This window comes from Rhodococcus sp. Z13 (assembly GCF_025837095.1).
GTDB lineage: Bacteria > Actinomycetota > Actinomycetes > Mycobacteriales > Mycobacteriaceae > Rhodococcus > Rhodococcus sacchari.
Genome location: NZ_CP107551.1, coordinates 3,765,532 through 3,784,007, shown reverse-complemented (window position 1 = coordinate 3,784,007; position 18,476 = coordinate 3,765,532). Strand labels below are relative to the sequence as shown.

Below are 18,476 nucleotides of genomic sequence, written 5' to 3'. Positions count from 1 at the left end.
GGACCGCACAGAACCGGAAGGACGACCATGCCCGAGGAGTACGCCGATCTGTATCGCCCCGCCTTCACGCCCGACCTCCTCATCACCGCCCTCGATCGCAGCGCCGACCGGCCCGCGCTGCATCTCGGCGACGTCGTGCTCACGGGCGCCGAGATGCGTGCCGCGATCAGCCGCTTCCAGCAGGCTCTCGCGTCGGTCGGGGTCGGCCAGGGATCGGTCGTGGCGATGCTGTCGAAGAACCGGCCCGAGGTGCTCATCTCGATGGGTGCCACGATGGTCGCCGGATGCCGCAACACCGCGCTGAACCCGATGGGGTCGCTGTCCGACCACGTCTACATCGCGAACGACGCCGGGATCGAGACCCTGATCTTCGACCCGCGCCACTTCGAGGAGCGCGCCGCCGAACTGCGCGACCAGGTGCCGAGCCTGAAGAACCTGTTCTCCCTCGGCCCCTCCTCGGTGGGCACCGACATCCTCGCCCTCGCCGAGCAGTTCACCGAGCAGCGGCTCGTCTCCGCGCCGGTCGACATCGAGGACACCTCCTCGGTGGTCTACACCGGCGGCACCACCGGCAAGCCCAAGGGTGTCATGGGATCGTTCCGCTCGGGTGCCGCGCTCAACCAGATCCAGATGGCCGAGTGGCAGTGGCCGGAGGAGCCCCGCTTCCTCGTGTGCACTCCGCTCTCGCACGCCGGTGCCGCCTTCTTCGTGCCCACCCTGCTGCGCGGCGGATGCCTCTACGTGCTGCCGCATTTCGATCCGGCGCTCGTGCTCGAGACGATCGAGAAGTACCGCATCAACTCGACGATGCTCGTGCCGACGATGATCTACATGCTGCTCGACCACCCGGACTTCGACACCCGCGACCTGTCGAGCCTCGAGACCCTGTTCTATGGTGCCTCCGCCATGTCGCCGTCGCGGCTGCGGGAGGGCATCGAACGGCTCGGCCCGGTCTTCTTCCAGTTCTACGGCCAGTCCGAGTGCGGCATGACGATCTCGGTGCTGCGCAAGGAGGAACATCTCGTCGACGACCCGGGCCGGCTCGCGTCGTGCGGCCGACCCGTGCCGTGGCTCGACGTGCGTCTGCTCGACGACGACCTCAATGAGGTGCCGCAGGGCGAACTCGGTGAGATCTGCGTGCGCGGACCGCTCGTGATGAAGGGCTACCTCAACAAGCCCGAGGAGACCGCCGAGGCGTTGCGCGGCGGCTGGCTGCACACCGGCGACATCGCCCGCGCCGACAAGAACGGTTTCCTGACGATCGTCGACCGCAAGAAGGACATGATCGTCACCGGCGGGTTCAACGTCTTCCCCCGCGAGATCGAGGACGTCATCTCCTCGCACCCGGCCGTCGCGTCGGTCGCGGTGGTCGGCGTGCCCGACCAGAAGTGGGGCGAAGCCGTCAAGGCGTGTGTGGTGCTGCGCGAAGGGCAGACGGTACCCGCCGAGGAACTCATCGAGAAGGTTCGTGCAGCAAAGGGTTCCGTGCACGCACCCAAGTCGGTCGACTTCCTCGACGCACTGCCGCTGACCCCGCTCGGCAAGCTCGACAAGAAGACCCTGCGCGCCTCTTATCGCTGAGCACCCCCGGTGGTGCTCACCACCGGTGCGCCACGTCGAGCACCACTCGGGAGCCGCCGCCCGGCCCGTCGAGGGTGAACACCCGGAACGGCAGCCGGGCGCGCACACCCACCCCGAGGGTCGTCTGCCCCTCGAAACTGTTGGCCCACGCGACCTGCCGCAGGGTGTCGTAGCCGGTGACGCCGACGACCTCGCGGCGGTTCGCCGGCACCTCGTGGGCGGGAGCGAACACCACCACCTGCAGGTAGGCGCCGCCGCGGAGCGGGACCTCGAATCCGGATCCGTCCTCGTGGACCACCGGCACATAGCCGACGCGGTATCCGGTTGCGGGACCGGCGAGGTCGACGACCATCCGGTCGAAGCACTCGTGCCGCCCCGCCCGGACGCCGGCGGCGGAGGAATCGGCCGTGGTCGGGTTCGTCTTCTCCAGCGAGCCCCAGTGGATGCCGCAGTAGGGCGTTGCGGCGGCCGCGGTCGGGCCGAGCGACCCGATCCCCGCGATGAGAGCGAGCATCGCGAGCCACACGTGAATCCTTCTCATGATCGTTCCTTTGTGTGTGGCCTTCGATACCTCATCGCCCGGAGATGTGACCCGCGTTACACCTCCCGGTCGGGTTGCCGCTCCACGAGGTCCTCGTAGGTCGTCTCCCTCAACGCCTCGAGCACCGGCGCGACCAGACGGTCGAGCATCGACGAGAACGCCTCCGTCCCTGCGAGTTCCCGCACCCCCAGCTCACCCGACACCACCCGCTCGACGAGCTTCGCGAAGGCCGGGTCGCCCCCGGCGTCGGCGATCGACCGCAGCGATGCGAGGATCTCGCGGGACAGGGCGGCGTCGCCGCGCGCGACGTCGACGACGATCTCGGGTTCGTCCATCTCTTCTCGATTCCTGTACGGCACCGGTGGTGCCCTAGACGGTGGGGAGGCGGGGGATCTCGATGTTCTCGATCTTCGCGAGATTGCCGGCGAGCACCCCCATGAGACCTTGGACGGTCGTCCACACCTTGGTGTGGACGTCGATCGCCGTCTTCCACAGGTCGGAGATGATCGCCAGGTCCACCAGGGAGGATGCCGCGATGACAGCCGATCCGAGAGCGCCGACGCCGGTAGCGGCGGCGACGCTCGTCGACGCGAGCCTGACGAGCACTCTGATACCGGCATCGGTTATGGCCGAGAGGATCTCGGCGAAGGTCTGGTTCAGTTCGTACATCGCCAGGGCGATCTGCTCGAGTTGCCCGGAGATCCCCTGGACGGCATGCGCCTGTTCGTCGAGGGCGCTGTGCAGATCGGCGAGACGAAGACCTGCGGCTCTGCCCGCAGATCCCTCCCACGGGGCGACCGCGCCGTGGACCTCCCCGACGGCCGTCGCGTACCCGCGGTGGAAGGCGGCCAGCTTGCTCACACCGTCACTGGTGCGCAGCACCGATTCCCAGTCGCCACCGCAGTACTGGGCCGCCCACGCCCACGGATCCGTGCCCACCACGAACTTGCACAGTTCGGCGACGTAGAAGCTGGGGGAGAGGTAGTACAACCCCAGGGTGCGTTCGAGCAGATCGGGTACGGGATCGGAGGCCGTGGGTTCGACGAGCGCTTCGTCGGGACGGGCGCTCACCAGCCGACATCCGGGTTCGTGCGCTCGAACTGGGCGGAAGTCGCCAGTTCGGTGTCCTCGTAGGCCCGTGCGGAGTCGGCCATCGCCGTCGCGGCCCGGTCGGTGGCCACCCCCAGTTCCTCGTAGAGGGCGGTCAGCCGGGCGCGGACCGTGTGCACCCGCTCGGCGACGTCGAAGTAGATCAGGCCCTCGTTCTCCGGAGGTGACAGCCATCGGTCGGCGTAGTGGCGTGCAGCGTCCGCCTGTTCGGCCAGATCCTGCAGATCGCGCGCTGCAGTGCGCAGATCCTCGGGTTCCACATGTAGATACGCTTGTGTCAAGACATCCCCCCAGTCGTGATCGGACGAGAGTGTAGGCCATCTCAGCGGCGTTCGCGACGGCCCGCTACAGTGCACGCTGTGACAAGTGGGGGGAACACGAAAAATGGTCTTGCGCATGTTCGTTTCGAGACGAAGGAGCGCGACGATGCGATACCGACACGACTCGGAGGTCTGCCGTTCCAGCTGACGGTGAAGAACGAGTTGCCACCCGTGTGTCCCGTGCACGGGACACCGGAGATCGAGCGCGTGCACACGTGGGTAACCACGCACCGCAAGATCCGGCACAGCCGCGCACAGATTCGCATCATCGGTACCGAGGCCGCGGCGAAGGCCAGCACCTGGCGTGCGCGTATGCGGCAGAAACGACACGTGATCTCGTTCGACGTCCCGATGTGTGCGCGGTGCGTCCGGGTCGATCGGCTGACACGATGGGCGATGAAGCTGTTCCTGCTGGGGGGACTGGTCTGCCTGCTCGTCGCGGTGCAGATGGCGGTCACAGGGATGGCCCGCGAACACATGGCTCTGTGGTCGCTGTTCGTGTTCGGGACCTTCCTCGTTCCGGCGCCGACGGTGCTGGTGCGTCAGATGCGGCAGGGCTGGTGGGGTTTCGAGGCTCCGATCGACGGGTCGGCGCTCGTCGTCGCCTACGCCCACCCGAATTTCGTGGCCGAGGTGGAGAGGCGACACGGCCGATAGGGGCTGTCGGTTTTGCCTGCCGGGGTGAACTGACATACTCCCACCCATGGATGTTGGGGAGTCGGAACGGACCGAGGTGCGGCTGGGTATCGAGCAGCCGGGCGTGGGGGCCGTGGCTTCGGCCGGCGACAGCGCCGTGAGGCTCGTGGAACCGATTCCCCCGATCTGCCCCCGTCACGGAGAACCCGAGACCGGGCGTGCCCGTGTCACGGTCTCGACCGCGGAGGCGCCGCGAGGGAGGTCGCGCCGGTTCGGTTCGGCGCTCGCGGCCGCCTACGCCGTGCAGGTCGCGGCGATCGATTGGCCCGAATGCGCCCGCTGCGTGTCGGTCCGCACCCGCTGGCAGCTGGCGGCCGCCGCGACGTGCACCGTGCTCGGCGTCGTCTTCGTCGCGCTGGTGATCGCGCTCCTGCGGGGTGCGCCCATGATCTACGGTCTGGTGCTGCTGGGCGTGTTCGGCCTGTCGTTCCTGCCGATCTATCTGGCGGTGCGGATCGTCGAACCGCGACGGGCGGCGCTGGGAGTCGCTGTCTCCGAGGACGGTTCGGAGCTGGTGATCTCCAATGCGCACCCGGCTTTCGCACGTGCCGTGACGGCTCGGGGTCTGTAGGGGCAGGTCTGTAGGGCTGGATCAGAGCGGGTCGAAGCTGATGTTCCCGCGCGGCGTGCCCGCGGCGGACAATGCGTACAGCGTCGTGCGGATCATCGACGGCGACCCGGAGATCTGGACCTGGCGGTCGGCCCACGAACCGAACTGCGCGGCGACCTTGCCGAGCTTGCCGTACATCGTGCGGTGCAGCCCCGGCGGCGGTTCCTTCACGGGAACCGGATTCCAGTAGGGGTTCTCCTTCTCCTCGACCACGGGCACGACCGTCAGCCACGGATTGGTCATCGCGATCTGCCACAGCGTCTCGAGGTCGTAGAGGTCGCACGGGTATTTGCCGCCGTAGAACAGGTGCACGCGCGGATTGTTGCCGCGCATGGCCATCTCCATGATCTGGGCGCGCAGCGGCGCGAGGCCGGTGCCGGAGGCGAGCATGAGAACGTCCTCGCCGCTGTCGAAGTCGACGTGCAGGCCACCGAGCGGCGGGCCGATCGTCCACCGGTCGCCGACGGCCACCTCGCCCACGAGGGCGGGGCTCACCCAGCCCGTCGAGACACGGCGCACGTGGAATTCGATCTGCCCCTGGGGATTCGGCGGAATCGCGGCGGACAGGTAGCGCCACATGTGCGGGCGCTGCGGGATCTGCACGCTCATGTACTGGCCCGCGTGGTACGGGATGGGGCTGTCGGTCTCGAGCCGGATGATCGCCAGATCGGGCAGGACGCGTTCGTGCCCGACGACGGTGGCGCCCCAGGAGGCGGGCAGGTCGTCGGTGGCCGCGGCGGATGCCATCGTCTCGACGACCCGATCGAGCACCTCGGCCCAGGTGCGTTCGAGTGCCGCCGTCCACAGGATCGGCGGGGTGCACTCGCGGATCGCGACCAGCAGCGCGTTGCCGGCGATCCGGTAGTGCACGGGCTCGACCCCGTACTTGCGGTGATCGCGGGCGAGCTGGCCGAGGAACCGTTCGACGGGGGCGGGTTCGTGGAGGCGGTTGATCACCCAGCCGATGGCGGTCGCGAAGCGCTGCCGCATCGACACCATGCCGGCGGGGAACAGGTCGCGGATTCCGGTCGCCTCGCTCCACAGGGCGGTGTAGAAGGCGGTGGCGAACCGCTCGGCGCCGGCGGGGGTGGCGATGATCGATGCGTAGCTCAGTTGCACGCGGGCGATGGCGAAAGCCTCCACGCCATCCTCCTGCACCCTGATCGATCTGCGCGAACGCCGCCACTGTAGCCGTTCACAGGCCGGAGAGCCACAAACCGACCGCTCGCGTCACCGATCACAACAAAAAGTGACGCACGTCACCACGCTGAAGAAAGTTGAGTGGAACAAACTCAACTTACGATGCGTTGGAGAGTTCGACAGCCGCGGATATCCCGTCCGAGGCGCAGAATCGATTGCAGAATTGACACGGATGCACTCAACCGCGCGTCGGGTGCACTCGAGAAGGAAAGGGGCGCGCAGTGGACTCGTTCAATCCGACGACCAAGACCCAAGCCGCACTGACCGCCGCACTTCAGGCGGCGTCCACTGCGGGTAACCCGGAGATCCGTCCGGCTCACCTGCTCGTGGCGCTGCTCGACCAGACGGACGGCATCGCAGGCCCGCTGCTCGAAGCGGTGGGCGTCGACCCCGCCACGGTCCGGCGGGAAGCCGAGGACCTCGTCCGGCGGCTGCCGCAGACCAGCGGCGCGACCACCACCCCGCAGCTCGGCCGCGAGGCGATCGCGGCCATGAGCGCGGCACAGAAGCTCGCCACCGAGCTCACCGACGAATACGTCTCCACCGAGCACGTGCTCGTGGGCCTGGCCAGCGGCGACTCCGACGTCGCCAAGCTGCTCGTCGGCCACGGCGCGACGCCCGACGCCCTGCGCGAGGCGTTCACGACCGTGCGCGGCAACCGGCGGGTGACCAACGCCGACCCGGAGGCCACCTACCAGGCCCTCGAGAAGTACTCGACCGACCTGACCGCCCGGGCCCGCGAAGGCAAGCTCGACCCGGTCATCGGACGCGACAACGAGATCCGCCGCGTCGTGCAGGTGCTCTCCCGGCGCACCAAGAACAACCCGGTGCTCATCGGCGAACCGGGCGTCGGCAAGACCGCCATCGTCGAGGGGCTAGCCCAGCGCATCGTCGCCGGCGACGTCCCCGAGTCGCTGCGCGGCAAGACCGTCATCTCGCTCGACCTCGGCTCGATGGTCGCGGGCGCGAAGTACCGCGGCGAGTTCGAGGAACGCCTCAAGGCCGTGCTCGACGAGATCAAGGAATCGGCCGGGCAGATCATCACCTTCATCGACGAGCTGCACACCATCGTCGGTGCCGGCGCGACCGGCGAGTCCGCGATGGACGCCGGCAACATGATCAAGCCGATGCTCGCCCGCGGTGAGCTGCGGCTCGTGGGTGCCACCACCCTCGACGAGTACCGCAAGTACATCGAGAAGGACGCGGCGCTCGAACGTCGCTTCCAGCAGGTTCTCGTCGGTGAACCGAGCGTCGAGGACACCGTCGGCATCCTCCGCGGCCTCAAGGAGCGCTACGAGGTGCACCACGGCGTGCGCATCACCGACTCCGCGCTGGTCGCGGCGGCGACACTGTCCGACCGGTACATCACCTCGCGGTTCCTGCCCGACAAGGCCATCGACCTCGTCGACGAGGCGGCGTCGCGGCTGCGCATGGAGATCGACTCGCGTCCCGAGGAGATCGACACCGTCGAACGCATCGTCCGCCGCCTCGAGATCGAGGAGATGGCGCTGCAGAAGGAGAGCGACGAGGCCTCGAAAGAACGCCTCGAGAAGCTGCGCGCCGAACTCGCCGACGAGCGGGAGAAGCTCAACCAGCTCACCACCCGCTGGCAGAACGAGAAGGCCGCGATCGACTCGGTGCGGGAGATCAAGGAACAGCTCGAGGCCCTGCGCGGCGAGGAGGAACGCGCCGAACGCGACGGTGACCTCGGCAAGGTTGCCGAGCTGCGCTACGGCCGCATCCCCGAGCTGGAGAAGAAGCTCGAGGCGGCCCAGGCCGCGTCGGGTGCCTCCCGCGACGACGTGATGCTCAAGGAGGAGGTCGGCCCGGACGACGTCGCCGACGTCGTCTCGGCGTGGACCGGCATCCCCGCCGGCCGCATGCTCGAGGGCGAGACCGCCAAGCTGTTGCGGATGGAGGACGAGCTGCGCAAGCGGGTCGTCGGCCAGGACGCCGCCGTGCAGGCCGTCTCGGACGCGGTGCGCCGCGCCCGTGCCGGGGTCGCCGACCCCAACCGGCCCACGGGTTCGTTCCTGTTCCTCGGCCCCACGGGTGTCGGCAAGACCGAGCTCGCGAAGGCACTCGCGGACTTCCTGTTCGACGACGAGCGCGCCATGGTGCGGATCGACATGTCCGAATACAGCGAGAAGCACTCGGTGGCCCGTCTCGTCGGTGCCCCTCCGGGCTACGTCGGCTACGAGGCCGGTGGCCAGCTGACCGAGGCCGTGCGGCGCCGCCCCTACACGGTGGTGCTGTTCGACGAGGTCGAGAAGGCCCACCCGGACGTCTTCGACACGCTGCTGCAGGTGCTCGACGACGGTCGCCTCACCGACGGCCAGGGACGCACGGTCGACTTCCGCAACACCATCCTGATCCTCACGTCGAACCTCGGTGCAGGGGGCGACAAGGAACACGTGATGGCGGCGGTGCGGGCGGCGTTCAAGCCGGAGTTCATCAACCGGCTCGACGACGTCGTGATCTTCGACCCGCTCTCGGAGGAGCAGCTCGAGCAGATCGTCGACATCCAGCTCGACCAGTTCGCCGAGCGCATGTCGGCCCGGCGCCTGACGATGGACGTCTCGGACAGCGCCCGGTTCTGGCTCGCGGTGCGGGGCTACGACCCGCAGTACGGTGCACGTCCACTGCGTCGCCTCATCCAGCAGGCGGTCGGCGACCAGCTCGCCAAGAAGCTGCTGGCCGGCGAGATCAAGGACGGCGACACCGTCCACGTGGGCGTGAGCGAGGACGGCGACCACCTCGTGCTCGGCGCCTGATGTCACCCGTGTGCGGTCCCGGTGGCACCCGCCACCGGGACCGCACACGCCTACTCTGGGAAGGGCCATGACGAATCCTCAGGACCCGACGGACCCGCGGGATCCGCGCACGCCGCAGGAACGGGCCTACGCACTCGACGAGCCGGAGGCACGCACGCAGGCGATCGGGGACGCCGACGCCACCCGTGTGCTGCACACCGACGACCCCACCGTGGCGTACGGGCGTCCGGTGACCAACCCCACCCTGCCGTACACGCAGTACCAGCCCACGCAGTACCAGCCGATGGGCCGTCCCGACGAGGAGTACCGCCCCACCCAGGCCTATCCGCCGCCGGCGGGATACCAGCCGACCCAGGCGTATCCCACCCAGGCGTATCCCACCCAGGCGTATCCCACCCAGGCGTATCCCACCCAGGGCTATCCGGTGCAGGGCTACCCGCCCGCCGGCACACCCCCGCCCGGATCGACCCCGCCCGGATCGACCCCGCCTGGATCGACCCCGAACCCCGAACCCGGGAAGTCCCCGCGCGGCCCGCGCTGGGGGCTGATCGCCCTCGCCGCCGTCGTGCTCATCGCGCTCGGCGGCACCGTCGGCTACCTGCTCAGCCGCACCGAGGAGACACCCGGCCGGTCGGCGTCCGGCCCGAACACCGCCACCCTCGTGCCGGCACCACCGGCCGAGACCCGCCCGTCCCCGCCGCCCTCACCGTCGGAGGAACTGCCCCTCGACCGGCTCCCCGGCGGGATCGGCGAGATCATGGAGGACGCCGGAGCGGTCGTCGGCACCATCACCGCCAACGACGGCACGAGCATCACCCTCGAGGTCGTCGGCGGCACCACTGTCACGGTGCTGTTGACCCCCGAGACGGCCATCATCACGCTCACCGGCGACACCCCCGACAGCCTCCGGGTGGGGGCGACCGCCGTGGCGACGGGCAGCGCGGTCGAAGGCGGCCGGATGACCGCCGACACCGTCATCAGCGCGTCGATCCCGTCCTTCGGCGGTCCGGGACGTTGACCCGCTAGGCTGACTGAACGATGACGCTCATGTGGTTCGCTCTGGCGGCGATCGCGCTCCTCGGCGCGCTCGCCCTGCTCTACGTCGACCGTACGCGGCGGGAACAGTCGGGTCGCGTACGGGAGATCTGGGCGAAGGCGCAGGGTTACCAGTACACCGCCGCCGACGACCACCTGCCGTCCCACTGGCACCGCGCGGCCCTCGCCAAGCAGGAATATCTCGGTGCCATCGACATCGTGAGGGGCGTCCGCCGCGGCGAGGAGTTCGTTCTCTTCGACATCGAGGAGACCGCCACGATCGTCGCCGTGCGACGCCAGGTCGGCTCGGACGTCGACATCGACCTGCGGCTGAAGTCGACGCCGCCGCCGAAGGACGCCGACATGAACCTGCTCGGTTCCATCGGCCCCCGCATCGTCTTCGCCACCGACCTCGAGATCGCGCGGCGCGTGTGCGACCAGCGGATGGTTGCGTTCACCCAGTCCATCCCCGACCACGTGCAGATGCTGTGGAGCGAAGGGGAGTGGACCCTCGGCTCCATCCCCGTCGGCAGCACCGGCCGCGAGTGGGACTCGGCGATCGAGACGGTCGCTCGGCTGTCGGGCATCCTGCACGTGCTGCCGCCGGTCGTCGAACCCGACGAGCTCGATCGCGCCGCCCAGGACCCGGGCCGCCCCTCCGCCCAGCACTGACAGCCCGGCGCTGAACGCCGGCACCGAGAAGACCCTGGCTACGGGGGTGGTGCGGCACTAGGGTGACGCCATGACCTCAGGACGTCCCGTCGCCCTCGTGACCGGCCCCACCTCGGGAATCGGTGACGGCTTCGCCCGCACCCTCGCGAGTCGTGGCCACGACCTCGTGCTCGTCGCCCGCAACCGCGCCGCCCTCGACGAACTCGCCGCCGAGCTGAAGCAGCGGTTCGGCACGTCCTCGGAGATCCTCGCCGCCGACCTCGCCACCGCAGACGGTCGCGCCGAGGTGGCCCGGCGGCTCGAGCAGGGCGTCGACGTGCTGATCAACAACGCCGGCTTCGGCACCAGCGGTGAGTTCTGGACCGCCGACCCCGAACTGCTGCAGGCCCAGCTCGACGTCAACGTCACGGCCGTCGTCCGGCTCACCCGCGCCGCCCTTCCGTCGATGATCGAGGCGGGCCGCGGCGACATCGTCAACGTCGCGAGCGTCGCCGGACTGCTGCCCGGCCGCGGGTCGACCTATTCCGGCAGCAAGGCCTACGTCGTGTCCTTCACCGAAGGTCTCGCCGGCGGGCTCGCCGGGACCGGGGTGCGCATGCAGGCGCTGTGCCCGGGCTTCGTCCGCACCGAGTTCCACAAGCGGGCGGGCATCGACATGTCGAACACCTCGAACCTGATGTGGCTCGACGTGGATCAGGTGGTGCGCACCTCCCTCGCCGATCTGGAGAAGGGCAAGGTCCGCTGTATCCCGGGCCTGCAGTACAAGGTGCTCACCACCGCGGGCCGACTGGTGCCGCAGACCCTCGTACGCAAGCTGACCAACACCTTCGGGAACGGTCGCGGACGTACGTAGCGCAGGGCGCTGTGCGCCGGACGTGCCGGGGAGTGTTCCGGCGCCGCAACGGAAACCGGCGTCATCCGTTTCCAGATCACGGTACGGACACACCCTGCGGGACACGCCGGAGGCAACGTTCGATGCGCCACACCCGCTCGGTAGATTCCTGCCCGTGACTTCTGTGGCTGTGGTGCTGTGTGTGACTGTGGTGGTTGCTGTGGTGCTGTGGATCCGGGTCGGCGTGCGCCGTATGCGGACCCTGCAGGAGCGCCACCGCGAGAGTCTGCGCCTGCTGCTCCACGAACTCGACGACCGGTACGACCTCGTCCCGGCACTCATCGCCGCCTCCGCCGGCGCCGGCGTGGAACGCGAACGCATCCGCCCGGTCGTCGGCGCGCGTTCGCTGGCCATCGGTGTCCGCGACCGACGTCTCGGTCTCGCCGAACGCGCCGGCGCCGAGAACGCACTGTCGGCGATGCTGCACGACCTCATCGGCGGTCTCGAGGGCGTGAACCACTGGCCGTTCATCCGCGTCGCCCGCGAACTGCAGTCCCGCGAGCGTCGTATCGGCGGGGCCGTCCGCGTCCACAACGACCTCGGGCGCACCCTCAACGAGTCCGTCGCGCGATTCCCGACGTCGCTGTTCGCGAAGGTCGCCGGGATCGGCCCGGTCGCGCTGTTCGAGGCCCCGGCGCCGGTCGCCGTCGCCGAGCGCACCGACGTCCGCGCCACTGCCCCTACCGGTGCCGAGACCACGGCCGCCACCGGCGCCGAGACCACTGCCGCCACCGGTGAGATCACCGCGGACGGTGGCGCCGACACCGTCGCTGCCTGATCGTCGCACCCGAACGACTAGGCTCTTTCCCCGACGAAGGACGCGACCGGGACGGTGTCGCGACACGACGACGGGTGAGGACGCAATGAGTGACCGCGACGAACTGGCAGCACTGGTACGCGAGCTGGCGGTGGTGCACGGCCGCGTGACCCTGTCCTCCGGCAAGGAGGCCGACTACTACGTCGACCTGCGCCGCGCGACCCTCCACCACAAGGCCGGTCCGCTCATCGGCAAGCTGCTGCGCGAACTGGTCTCCGACTGGGAGTTCGACGCCGTCGGCGGCCTGACCATGGGTGCCGACCCAGTCGCCCTGGCCGTCATGCACGCCCCCGGCCGCCCGATCGACGCGTTCGTCGTCCGCAAGGCCGCCAAGGCCCACGGCATGCAGCGTCAGATCGAGGGCCCGGACGTGACCGGCAAGCGCGTCCTCGTCGTCGAGGACACCACCACCACCGGCAACTCGCCGCTCACCGCCGTCAAGGCGCTGCGCGAGGCCGGTGCGATCGTCGTGGGTGTCGCGACCGTCGTCGACCGCGCCACGGGCGCCGACGAGGTCATCGCCGCCGAGGGCCTCGAATACCGTTCCCTGCTCGGCCTCGCCGATCTGGGTCTCGCCGAACAGTAGGCGTGACGACGCGGGTCCGGCAGACCGTCACGCACCTCGCCGACGGTCGGGAGCTGATCTACTTCGACGACACCGAGCCGTTCGTCTCCGGTGCCGCGACCCGCGAGGTCCACGACCGGCGCGACCTGCCACCGGTCGCGGCGGCGTCCGAGATACGCCGCGACCCGCTGACGGGGGAGTGGGTGACCTTCGCAGCGCACCGTATGGACCGCACCTTCCTGCCCGCGGCCGCAGACTGTCCGCTGTGCCCGAGCACCGCGACGTCGGCCACCGAGATCCCGGCCGGCGACTACGACGTCGCGGTGTTCGAGAACCGCTTCCCGTCGCTCGGTGCCCCCTCCGGCACCTCCGACCTCGTGGACGACGAGCCGCTGTGGCCGCGACGCCCGGCGACGGGTCGCTGCGAGGTCGTCGCCTTCACCCCCGACCACGGCGCGCGGTTCGCCGACCTCCCGCTCACGCGGGCGCGCACCGTCGTCGATGCCCTCGCCGCCCGCACCGCCGCGCTGTCGGCCCTGCCCGGCGTGCGGCAGGTGTTCTGCTTCGAGAACCGCGGCGTGGAGATCGGTGTGACACTGCAGCATCCGCACGGGCAGATCTACGCTTATCCGTTCGTGCCGCCGCGCTCGCGGACCCTGCTCGACCGGGCCCGCGAGCACCGCGCCCGCACCGGGCGGTCGCTGCAGCGCGACGTCCTCGACGCCGAACTGCGCGCCGGCACCCGGGTCGTGTGGTCCGGCGAGCACTGGTCCGGCTACGTCCCCGCCGCAGCGCGCTGGCCCCTCGAGATCCATCTCGCCCCGCACCGCGACGTACCCGATCTCGCCGCCCTCGACGATCCCGAGCGCGACGAGCTCGCCGTCGCCTACCGCGACCTGCTCGGCCGGGTCGACCGGTTCTTCCCCGGCGTCGACCGCGCCCCCTACATTGCGGCCTGGCACCAGGCGCCGGTCGGGGAGGACCGGGAATCGGGACGGTTGTTCTGCCAACTCTTCTCGCTGCGCCGCGCCCCCGACAAGCTCAAGTACCTGGCCGGATCGGAGTCCGCGATGGGCGCCTGGATCAGCGACACCACCCCCGAACGCATCGCCGCCCGACTGCGGGAGGTCGCGCCGTGACGGTCTGCGAGCAGGCCCGAGCCCTGTTCACCGCGCAGTTCGGGACGGACCCCGAGGGCTGCTGGTGCGCACCGGGTCGGGTCAATCTCATCGGCGAGCACGTCGACTACGCGGGCGGGCTGTGCCTGCCCATCGCACTGCCGCAGGTCACCGCCGTCGCGGTACGACGGCGCACCGACAACCGACTGTGCCTGCGCAGCAGCGGATTCGACCCCGTCGACCTCGACCTCGCCGACCGTCGCGCCGACGGCTGGGCCGCCTACGTCGCCGGGGTCGTCTGGTCCCTCGATCCGCCGGGCTTCACCGGCGCGGACATCGCTGTCGCCTCCGATGTGCCGGTCGGGGCGGGGCTGTCGTCGTCGGCGGCGCTCGAGACGTCGGTGGCGCTCGCGCTCGCGGAGCTGTGCGGGCTGCCGACCGACACCGCGGGACGCGACCGTCTCGCCGCCGCCTGCGTCCGCGCCGAGAACGACTACGCCGGCGCCCCCACCGGCGGACTCGACCAGCGCACCGCCCTGCACGCCCGCCCCGGCCACGCCCTGCTCCTCGACTTCGCCGACGGCGGCGCCGAGCACATCCCCTTCGACGCCACGACCCAAGGACTGACGGTGCTGGTCGTCGACACCGGCACCGGGCACCGCCTCGTCGACGGGCAGTACGGGCAGCGGCGCCGCGAGGTCGAGGAGGCCACCCGGCTGCTCGGCGTCACCACCCTGCGCGACGCCCCCTCACCGGATCCGCTCGCCGACCCGGTGCTGCACCGCCGCGCCCGGCACGTGACCACCGAGATCGCCCGCGTGCAGGACGCCGCGCGGCTCCTGCGCGACGGTCACCTCCGGGAACTCGGGCCGCTGCTCGACGCCTCGCACCGCTCGCTGCGCGACGACTTCGAGGTCAGCTGCCTCGAACTCGACACCGCCGTCGACGCCGCCGTCGCCGCGGGGGCGCTCGGGGCCCGTATGGTCGGCGGGGGATTCGGCGGCTCGGCGATCGCGCTGTGCGAGACGCAGCGGGTCGCGGACATCGAACGGGCGGTCACCGCCGCCGCGGCGCGACGCGACCTGCCGGCCCCGACCTTCCTGCGCGCCACCGCGTCCGGCGGTGCCCGCCGCTGCTGAACGACTTCGCACCTGTCGGCCCGGTCAGGCGGTAGCGTGCGCGCATGCGCTGGTTCAGTCGTAAGCCCTGGGGTGCCGAACACGCCGTCCTCGCCGCGGCCTCGGCCGTCACCGTCGCCGGTGGTGTCACCGGCAACGAGACGCTGCAGAAGATCGCCAAGCCGCTCATCGGGCCCGCCCTCGCGGTGCGGGTCCTGCGGCGCTCCCGCGACACCGATCGCGTCGACACCGCGCTGCTGCTCACCGGTCTCACCGCCGCGACCCTCGGCGACGTCGCCATGATCCGCTCCGACGAGGACCGTCGGATCATCGGCGGCGCAGCCTGTTTCGGTGTCATGCAGACCGCCTACTCGACGATCCTCGCCCGCTGCGGCGCCCGGATCTCCACGCCCGTCGCTCTCCAGCGCATCGGGACGCTCGCCGGTGCGGCGGGTCTGCTCACCGCCCGCAACCGCTCCGTCGCCACCCCCCTGACCGGTTACGGCGCGCTCCTCGCCACCACCGCGACCCTTGCCGGCGACCCGGGGCTCGCGCCGGGCGCACCGGTGCGCGGCGGACTGCCCGTGCCCGGCCGCGACCGGCGCAGCTGGCTCGGCCTCGGCGGGCTGATCTTCACCGTCTCCGACGGGTCCATCGTGGTGCGCCGCACCCTGCTGAAGAACGAACGGACCCGCGCCGCAGCCGAGGGCTTCGTGCTGGTCACCTACGTACTCGCGCAGCTGCTGCTCGTCGAGGGTCTGCTCGCCCTCACCCGGCGGGACTCCTAGGGGTACAGCAGGATCCGGTCGCGGTCGAGCGGATCCACCCACACACTGACGACCTCCCCGGCCACGTACCGGTGCAGATCGCGGCGATCCACCTCGTAGACGACCGTGCCGCGGTAGGGATCCGAACCCGGCACGGTCAGCTCCAGATCGAGCCGCGTGAGCTGCCCGGTCGCCGTCGTGTCCAGGGGTGTCGCGGACCGGATCGTGGCCCAGCCCTCGTAGCCCTCCCGTTCGATCCGGCGCACCGCCCCCGACGGGCGACCGGCGAACGCCATCGACAGGCCGAGCACCATGCCGTAGAGGGAGACGAGGAAGACCACCTGGAAACCCTCGGTCCCCGGCTCGGAATTCGGCAGGAACAACCCGCGCCACAACGCGAGGACGACGAGATATCCCACGGTGACGAACGCGACGGTGGCGACGATACGACGATGCACTGCTCCTCCGGTTCCAGCCTATCCCCGACTCCTCCCGCAGTCGCCCGGACGCCGTTAGGGTGAGGCCATGTCCGCCCCCAGCGTGTTCGTCACCGGAGCCGCGGCCGGAATCGGCCGGGCCACAGTGTTGCTCTTCGCCCGTCACGGCTACCGTGTGGGCGCCGTCGACGTCGACCGGGAAGGCCTGGCGAGCCTCGCCGAGGAAGCCGCATCCCTCACCGGCGAGGTCGTCACCGACGTCCTCGACGTCACCGATGCCGACGCGTGGACACGTGTGCTCGGCGCTTTCTGCAGCGACGGCCGGCTCGACATCCTCGTCAACAACGCCGGGCTGCTCTCGTCCGGGCCGTTCGAGGACATCCCGGCCGAGCGGCACCGCGCGCTCGTCGACGTCAATGTCACCGGCGTGCTCCTCGGCTGCCACACGGCCTTCCCCTATCTGCGCGACACCCCCGGCGCCCAGCTGGTCAACCTGTGCTCGGCGTCGGCGATCTACGGCCAGCCCGAACTTGCCACCTACAGCGCCACCAAGTTCGCCGTGCGCGGCCTGACCGAGGCGCTCGAACTCGAGTGGTCGCGCCACGGCATCCGGGTGCTGGACCTGTGGCCGCTGTTCGTCGCGACCCACATGATCGACGACATGGACATCGGCTCCCGCCGCTCCCTCGGCGTGAATCTCACCGCCGACGACGTCGCCCGCAAGGTCTTCGACGTCACCCGGCCGGGCCGCGGTTCCGGCCGCGTCCACCACCCCGTCGGGCTGAAGGCGACCCTGCTGAGCACCCTCGCCCAGTTCTCCCCGGACCGGGCGAACCGGCTGGTCAACCGGCTGCTGACGAGCAGGTGACCTCGTGTCGATAGAGTGACACCTGCACGTTGTCGGGAGAGGTGTTGCGTGAGAACTCGGGTGTGGCCGATCGCTGTCGTTACCGGTGCCGTTCTGGTGCTGTCGGGCTGCGGAGGATCGGCCGACGGCGTCGAGACCACCACCGCCGCGGCCCCGACCACCACGAGCGCGACGCCGACCACGACCGCCGCCCCGACCACCACGGAGACCGTCCCGACGACCACCGAGCCGGAACCCACCACCGAGGAGCCGGTGCCGCTCGTCGACGTCGAATACCAGCGCAACGAGTCGTACTACTTCGCCAGCCCGGACGGCACCTTCCAGTGCGGCATCGTGCAGTTGCCCACGCGCACCGAGGCCGGCTGCGAGGGGCCCACCGACCCGATCCCGGCACGACCGGACGACTGCATGGTCAACTGGGGTCAGGGCATCCGCGTCCGCGACACCGACACCGGTGAGTTCATGTGCTCGGGCGGCCCGGTCTACCTGTCGCCCGACGGCGTCGCCCCCGCGCTGCCCTCCGGTGGGGAACTGTCCCGGCTCGGCTACACGTGCTCGGCCACCGAGGCCGACGTGACCTGCGTCAACGACATCACCGGCCACGGCTTCCGCGTCGCGCCGGACTCGAACGAAACCTTCTGATCGTGACCGACACGCACCCCCTGCCCTCCGCCGAGGACGCGGCGGGTCCCACCGAGTGGGGCGAGCACCCCTACGGTGTCGGGCCCTGGATCGAGGAGTACGGCACCGAGCCGCCCACCGACCCGCGCTACGACCCCGAACTCCTCGCGCACGGCGACCGCCGCAACGTCGTCGACGCCTACCGCTACTGGACCCGGGAAGCGATCGTCGCGGACATCGACCGCCGCCGGCACCCGCTGCACGTGGCCATCGAGAACTTCGCCCACGACGCGAACATCGGGACCGTCGTGCGCACCGCCAACGCCTTCGCGGTCGGCACCGTCCACATCGTCGGCCGCCGCCGCTGGAACCGGCGCGGCGCGATGGTCACCGACCGCTACCAGCACCTGCTGCACCACCCGGACGTCGACGCGCTGATCGCGTGGGCGGCCGAGCAGGACCTGACGATCGTGGCCGTCGACAACACCCCCGGCTCGGTGCGGCTCGAGACGGCGACCCTGCCGCGCCGCTGCCTGCTGCTGTTCGGCCAGGAAGGCCCCGGCGTCACCGAGCAGGCCCGCAACGTCGCGTCGATGACCGTCTCCATCGCACAGTTCGGCTCCACCCGCTCCATCAATGCGGGCGTCGCGGCGGGGATCGCGATGCACGCGTGGATCCGGCAGCACGCCGATCTCGCCGACGCCTGGTAACACCGCCCCCGGCTTCCGGGATGA

Annotated in this window: 21 protein-coding genes; 15 read left to right on the top strand and 6 right to left on the bottom strand. The window is 70.3% G+C overall.

The features are described from left to right. Nucleotides 1-27: 27 nt before the first annotated feature. On the top strand, nucleotides 28-1,581 hold the full coding sequence (locus OED52_RS17365) for an AMP-binding protein (protein ID WP_264152085.1): 1,554 nt from the start codon (nucleotides 28-30) through the stop codon (nucleotides 1,579-1,581). A 16-nt stretch (nucleotides 1,582-1,597) separates the two neighbouring features. Here the strand turns inward: OED52_RS17365 and OED52_RS17360 are convergent, their stop codons facing one another. The 4 genes from OED52_RS17360 to OED52_RS17345 are packed head-to-tail and all read right to left on the bottom strand — an operon-like array spanning nucleotide 1,598 to nucleotide 3,492. Continuing rightward, the gene (locus OED52_RS17360) at nucleotides 1,598-2,122 is read right to left on the bottom strand and encodes an AMIN-like domain-containing (lipo)protein (RefSeq protein ID WP_264152084.1); all 525 of its coding nucleotides are present in this window, start codon (nucleotides 2,120-2,122) and stop codon (nucleotides 1,598-1,600) included. Nucleotides 2,123-2,178: 56 nt separating this feature from the next. After that, nucleotides 2,179-2,457, bottom strand: a complete 279-nt coding sequence (locus OED52_RS17355) for a hypothetical protein (RefSeq protein ID WP_264152083.1) — start codon at nucleotides 2,455-2,457, stop codon at nucleotides 2,179-2,181. A 34-nt stretch (nucleotides 2,458-2,491) separates the two neighbouring features. Next, complete coding sequence (locus OED52_RS17350) at nucleotides 2,492-3,193, bottom strand: hypothetical protein (RefSeq protein ID WP_264152082.1); 702 nt, start codon at nucleotides 3,191-3,193, stop codon at nucleotides 2,492-2,494. Further along, nucleotides 3,190-3,492 (bottom strand): hypothetical protein, encoded by a 303-nt coding sequence (locus OED52_RS17345; RefSeq protein ID WP_264152081.1) that lies wholly within the window; start codon nucleotides 3,490-3,492, stop codon nucleotides 3,190-3,192. Before OED52_RS17345 ends, OED52_RS17350 begins: the two co-directional genes overlap by 4 nt. A gap of 267 nt (nucleotides 3,493-3,759) precedes the next feature. Here OED52_RS17345 and OED52_RS17340 point away from each other — a divergent pair, with 267 nt between their 5' ends. Beyond that, nucleotides 3,760-4,209 (top strand): hypothetical protein, encoded by a 450-nt coding sequence (locus OED52_RS17340; RefSeq protein WP_264152080.1) that lies wholly within the window; start codon nucleotides 3,760-3,762, stop codon nucleotides 4,207-4,209. A 46-nt stretch (nucleotides 4,210-4,255) separates the two neighbouring features. Next, nucleotides 4,256-4,819, top strand: a complete 564-nt coding sequence (locus OED52_RS17335) for a hypothetical protein (RefSeq protein ID WP_264152079.1) — start codon at nucleotides 4,256-4,258, stop codon at nucleotides 4,817-4,819. 21 nt (nucleotides 4,820-4,840) lie between these two features. Here the strand turns inward: OED52_RS17335 and OED52_RS17330 are convergent, their stop codons facing one another. After that, on the bottom strand, nucleotides 4,841-6,001 hold the full coding sequence (locus OED52_RS17330) for an FAD-binding oxidoreductase (protein WP_264152078.1): 1,161 nt from the start codon (nucleotides 5,999-6,001) through the stop codon (nucleotides 4,841-4,843). Between the two features lie 278 nt (nucleotides 6,002-6,279). Here OED52_RS17330 and clpB point away from each other — a divergent pair, with 278 nt between their 5' ends. The 9 genes from clpB to OED52_RS17285 all read left to right on the top strand — a co-directional run bounded on the left by clpB (nucleotide 6,280) and on the right by OED52_RS17285 (nucleotide 15,837). Next, nucleotides 6,280-8,832, top strand: a complete 2,553-nt coding sequence (gene clpB, locus OED52_RS17325) for an ATP-dependent chaperone ClpB (RefSeq protein ID WP_264152077.1) — start codon at nucleotides 6,280-6,282, stop codon at nucleotides 8,830-8,832. Nucleotides 8,833-8,899: 67 nt separating this feature from the next. After that, nucleotides 8,900-9,850: a hypothetical protein gene (locus OED52_RS17320; protein WP_264152076.1), complete on the top strand. Its 951-nt coding sequence runs from the start codon at nucleotides 8,900-8,902 to the stop codon at nucleotides 9,848-9,850. A 29-nt stretch (nucleotides 9,851-9,879) separates the two neighbouring features. Continuing rightward, entirely contained in the window at nucleotides 9,880-10,539 is a 660-nt protein-coding gene (locus OED52_RS17315) for a type III secretion system chaperone family protein (RefSeq protein ID WP_264154745.1), read from the top strand. Between the two features lie 70 nt (nucleotides 10,540-10,609). After that, the gene (locus OED52_RS17310; protein WP_264152075.1) at nucleotides 10,610-11,392 is read left to right on the top strand and encodes an SDR family NAD(P)-dependent oxidoreductase; all 783 of its coding nucleotides are present in this window, start codon (nucleotides 10,610-10,612) and stop codon (nucleotides 11,390-11,392) included. A 154-nt stretch (nucleotides 11,393-11,546) separates the two neighbouring features. After that, nucleotides 11,547-12,209 carry a LemA family protein gene (locus OED52_RS17305; RefSeq protein WP_264152074.1) on the top strand — a complete coding sequence of 221 codons (663 nt, stop codon included), beginning with the start codon at nucleotides 11,547-11,549 and terminating at the stop codon, nucleotides 12,207-12,209. A gap of 85 nt (nucleotides 12,210-12,294) precedes the next feature. Further along, nucleotides 12,295-12,834 (top strand): orotate phosphoribosyltransferase, encoded by a 540-nt coding sequence (gene pyrE, locus OED52_RS17300; RefSeq protein ID WP_264152073.1) that lies wholly within the window; start codon nucleotides 12,295-12,297, stop codon nucleotides 12,832-12,834. Nucleotides 12,835-12,836: 2 nt separating this feature from the next. Next, nucleotides 12,837-13,952 (top strand): galactose-1-phosphate uridylyltransferase, encoded by a 1,116-nt coding sequence (galT, locus tag OED52_RS17295; RefSeq protein WP_264152072.1) that lies wholly within the window; start codon nucleotides 12,837-12,839, stop codon nucleotides 13,950-13,952. Beyond that, the gene (gene galK / locus OED52_RS17290) at nucleotides 13,949-15,070 is read left to right on the top strand and encodes a galactokinase (RefSeq protein WP_264152071.1); all 1,122 of its coding nucleotides are present in this window, start codon (nucleotides 13,949-13,951) and stop codon (nucleotides 15,068-15,070) included. Before galT ends, galK begins: the two co-directional genes overlap by 4 nt. 44 nt (nucleotides 15,071-15,114) lie before the next feature. After that, a complete protein-coding gene (locus tag OED52_RS17285) occupies nucleotides 15,115-15,837 on the top strand; it encodes a lysoplasmalogenase (RefSeq protein ID WP_264152070.1) in 723 nt (240 codons plus the stop codon). On the opposite strand, the gene OED52_RS17280 is transcribed toward OED52_RS17285, so the two are convergent. Next, on the bottom strand, nucleotides 15,834-16,274 hold the full coding sequence (locus tag OED52_RS17280; RefSeq protein WP_264152069.1) for a hypothetical protein: 441 nt from the start codon (nucleotides 16,272-16,274) through the stop codon (nucleotides 15,834-15,836). The two genes, OED52_RS17285 and OED52_RS17280, sit on opposite strands and share 4 nt — an antisense overlap. A gap of 67 nt (nucleotides 16,275-16,341) precedes the next feature. Here OED52_RS17280 and OED52_RS17275 point away from each other — a divergent pair, with 67 nt between their 5' ends. From OED52_RS17275 to OED52_RS17265, 3 genes are read left to right on the top strand one after another with little or no spacing between them, the layout of a single operon-like run. Next, nucleotides 16,342-17,121, top strand: a complete 780-nt coding sequence (locus OED52_RS17275) for an SDR family oxidoreductase (RefSeq protein ID WP_264152068.1) — start codon at nucleotides 16,342-16,344, stop codon at nucleotides 17,119-17,121. A gap of 48 nt (nucleotides 17,122-17,169) precedes the next feature. Beyond that, nucleotides 17,170-17,763, top strand: coding sequence for a hypothetical protein (locus tag OED52_RS17270; protein ID WP_264152067.1), 594 nt, complete (start codon nucleotides 17,170-17,172; stop codon nucleotides 17,761-17,763). Between the two features lie 2 nt (nucleotides 17,764-17,765). Then, the gene (locus OED52_RS17265; RefSeq protein ID WP_264152066.1) at nucleotides 17,766-18,452 is read left to right on the top strand and encodes a TrmH family RNA methyltransferase; all 687 of its coding nucleotides are present in this window, start codon (nucleotides 17,766-17,768) and stop codon (nucleotides 18,450-18,452) included. The last annotated feature ends 24 nt before the right edge of the window (nucleotides 18,453-18,476 follow it).

Coding starts and splice junctions, on each gene's coding strand:
- OED52_RS17365 (WP_264152085.1), top strand. CDS start 28: ATGCCCGAGGAGTACGCCGATCTGTATCGCCCCGCCTTCACGCCCGAC.
- OED52_RS17360 (WP_264152084.1), bottom strand. CDS start 2,122: ATGAGAAGGATTCACGTGTGGCTCGCGATGCTCGCTCTCATCGCGGGG.
- OED52_RS17355 (WP_264152083.1), bottom strand. CDS start 2,457: ATGGACGAACCCGAGATCGTCGTCGACGTCGCGCGCGGCGACGCCGCC.
- OED52_RS17335 (WP_264152079.1), top strand. CDS start 4,256: ATGGATGTTGGGGAGTCGGAACGGACCGAGGTGCGGCTGGGTATCGAG.
- OED52_RS17320 (WP_264152076.1), top strand. CDS start 8,900: ATGACGAATCCTCAGGACCCGACGGACCCGCGGGATCCGCGCACGCCG.
- OED52_RS17315 (WP_264154745.1), top strand. CDS start 9,880: ATGTGGTTCGCTCTGGCGGCGATCGCGCTCCTCGGCGCGCTCGCCCTG.
- OED52_RS17310 (WP_264152075.1), top strand. CDS start 10,610: ATGACCTCAGGACGTCCCGTCGCCCTCGTGACCGGCCCCACCTCGGGA.
- pyrE (WP_264152073.1), top strand. CDS start 12,295: ATGAGTGACCGCGACGAACTGGCAGCACTGGTACGCGAGCTGGCGGTG.
- OED52_RS17285 (WP_264152070.1), top strand. CDS start 15,115: ATGCGCTGGTTCAGTCGTAAGCCCTGGGGTGCCGAACACGCCGTCCTC.
- OED52_RS17275 (WP_264152068.1), top strand. CDS start 16,342: ATGTCCGCCCCCAGCGTGTTCGTCACCGGAGCCGCGGCCGGAATCGGC.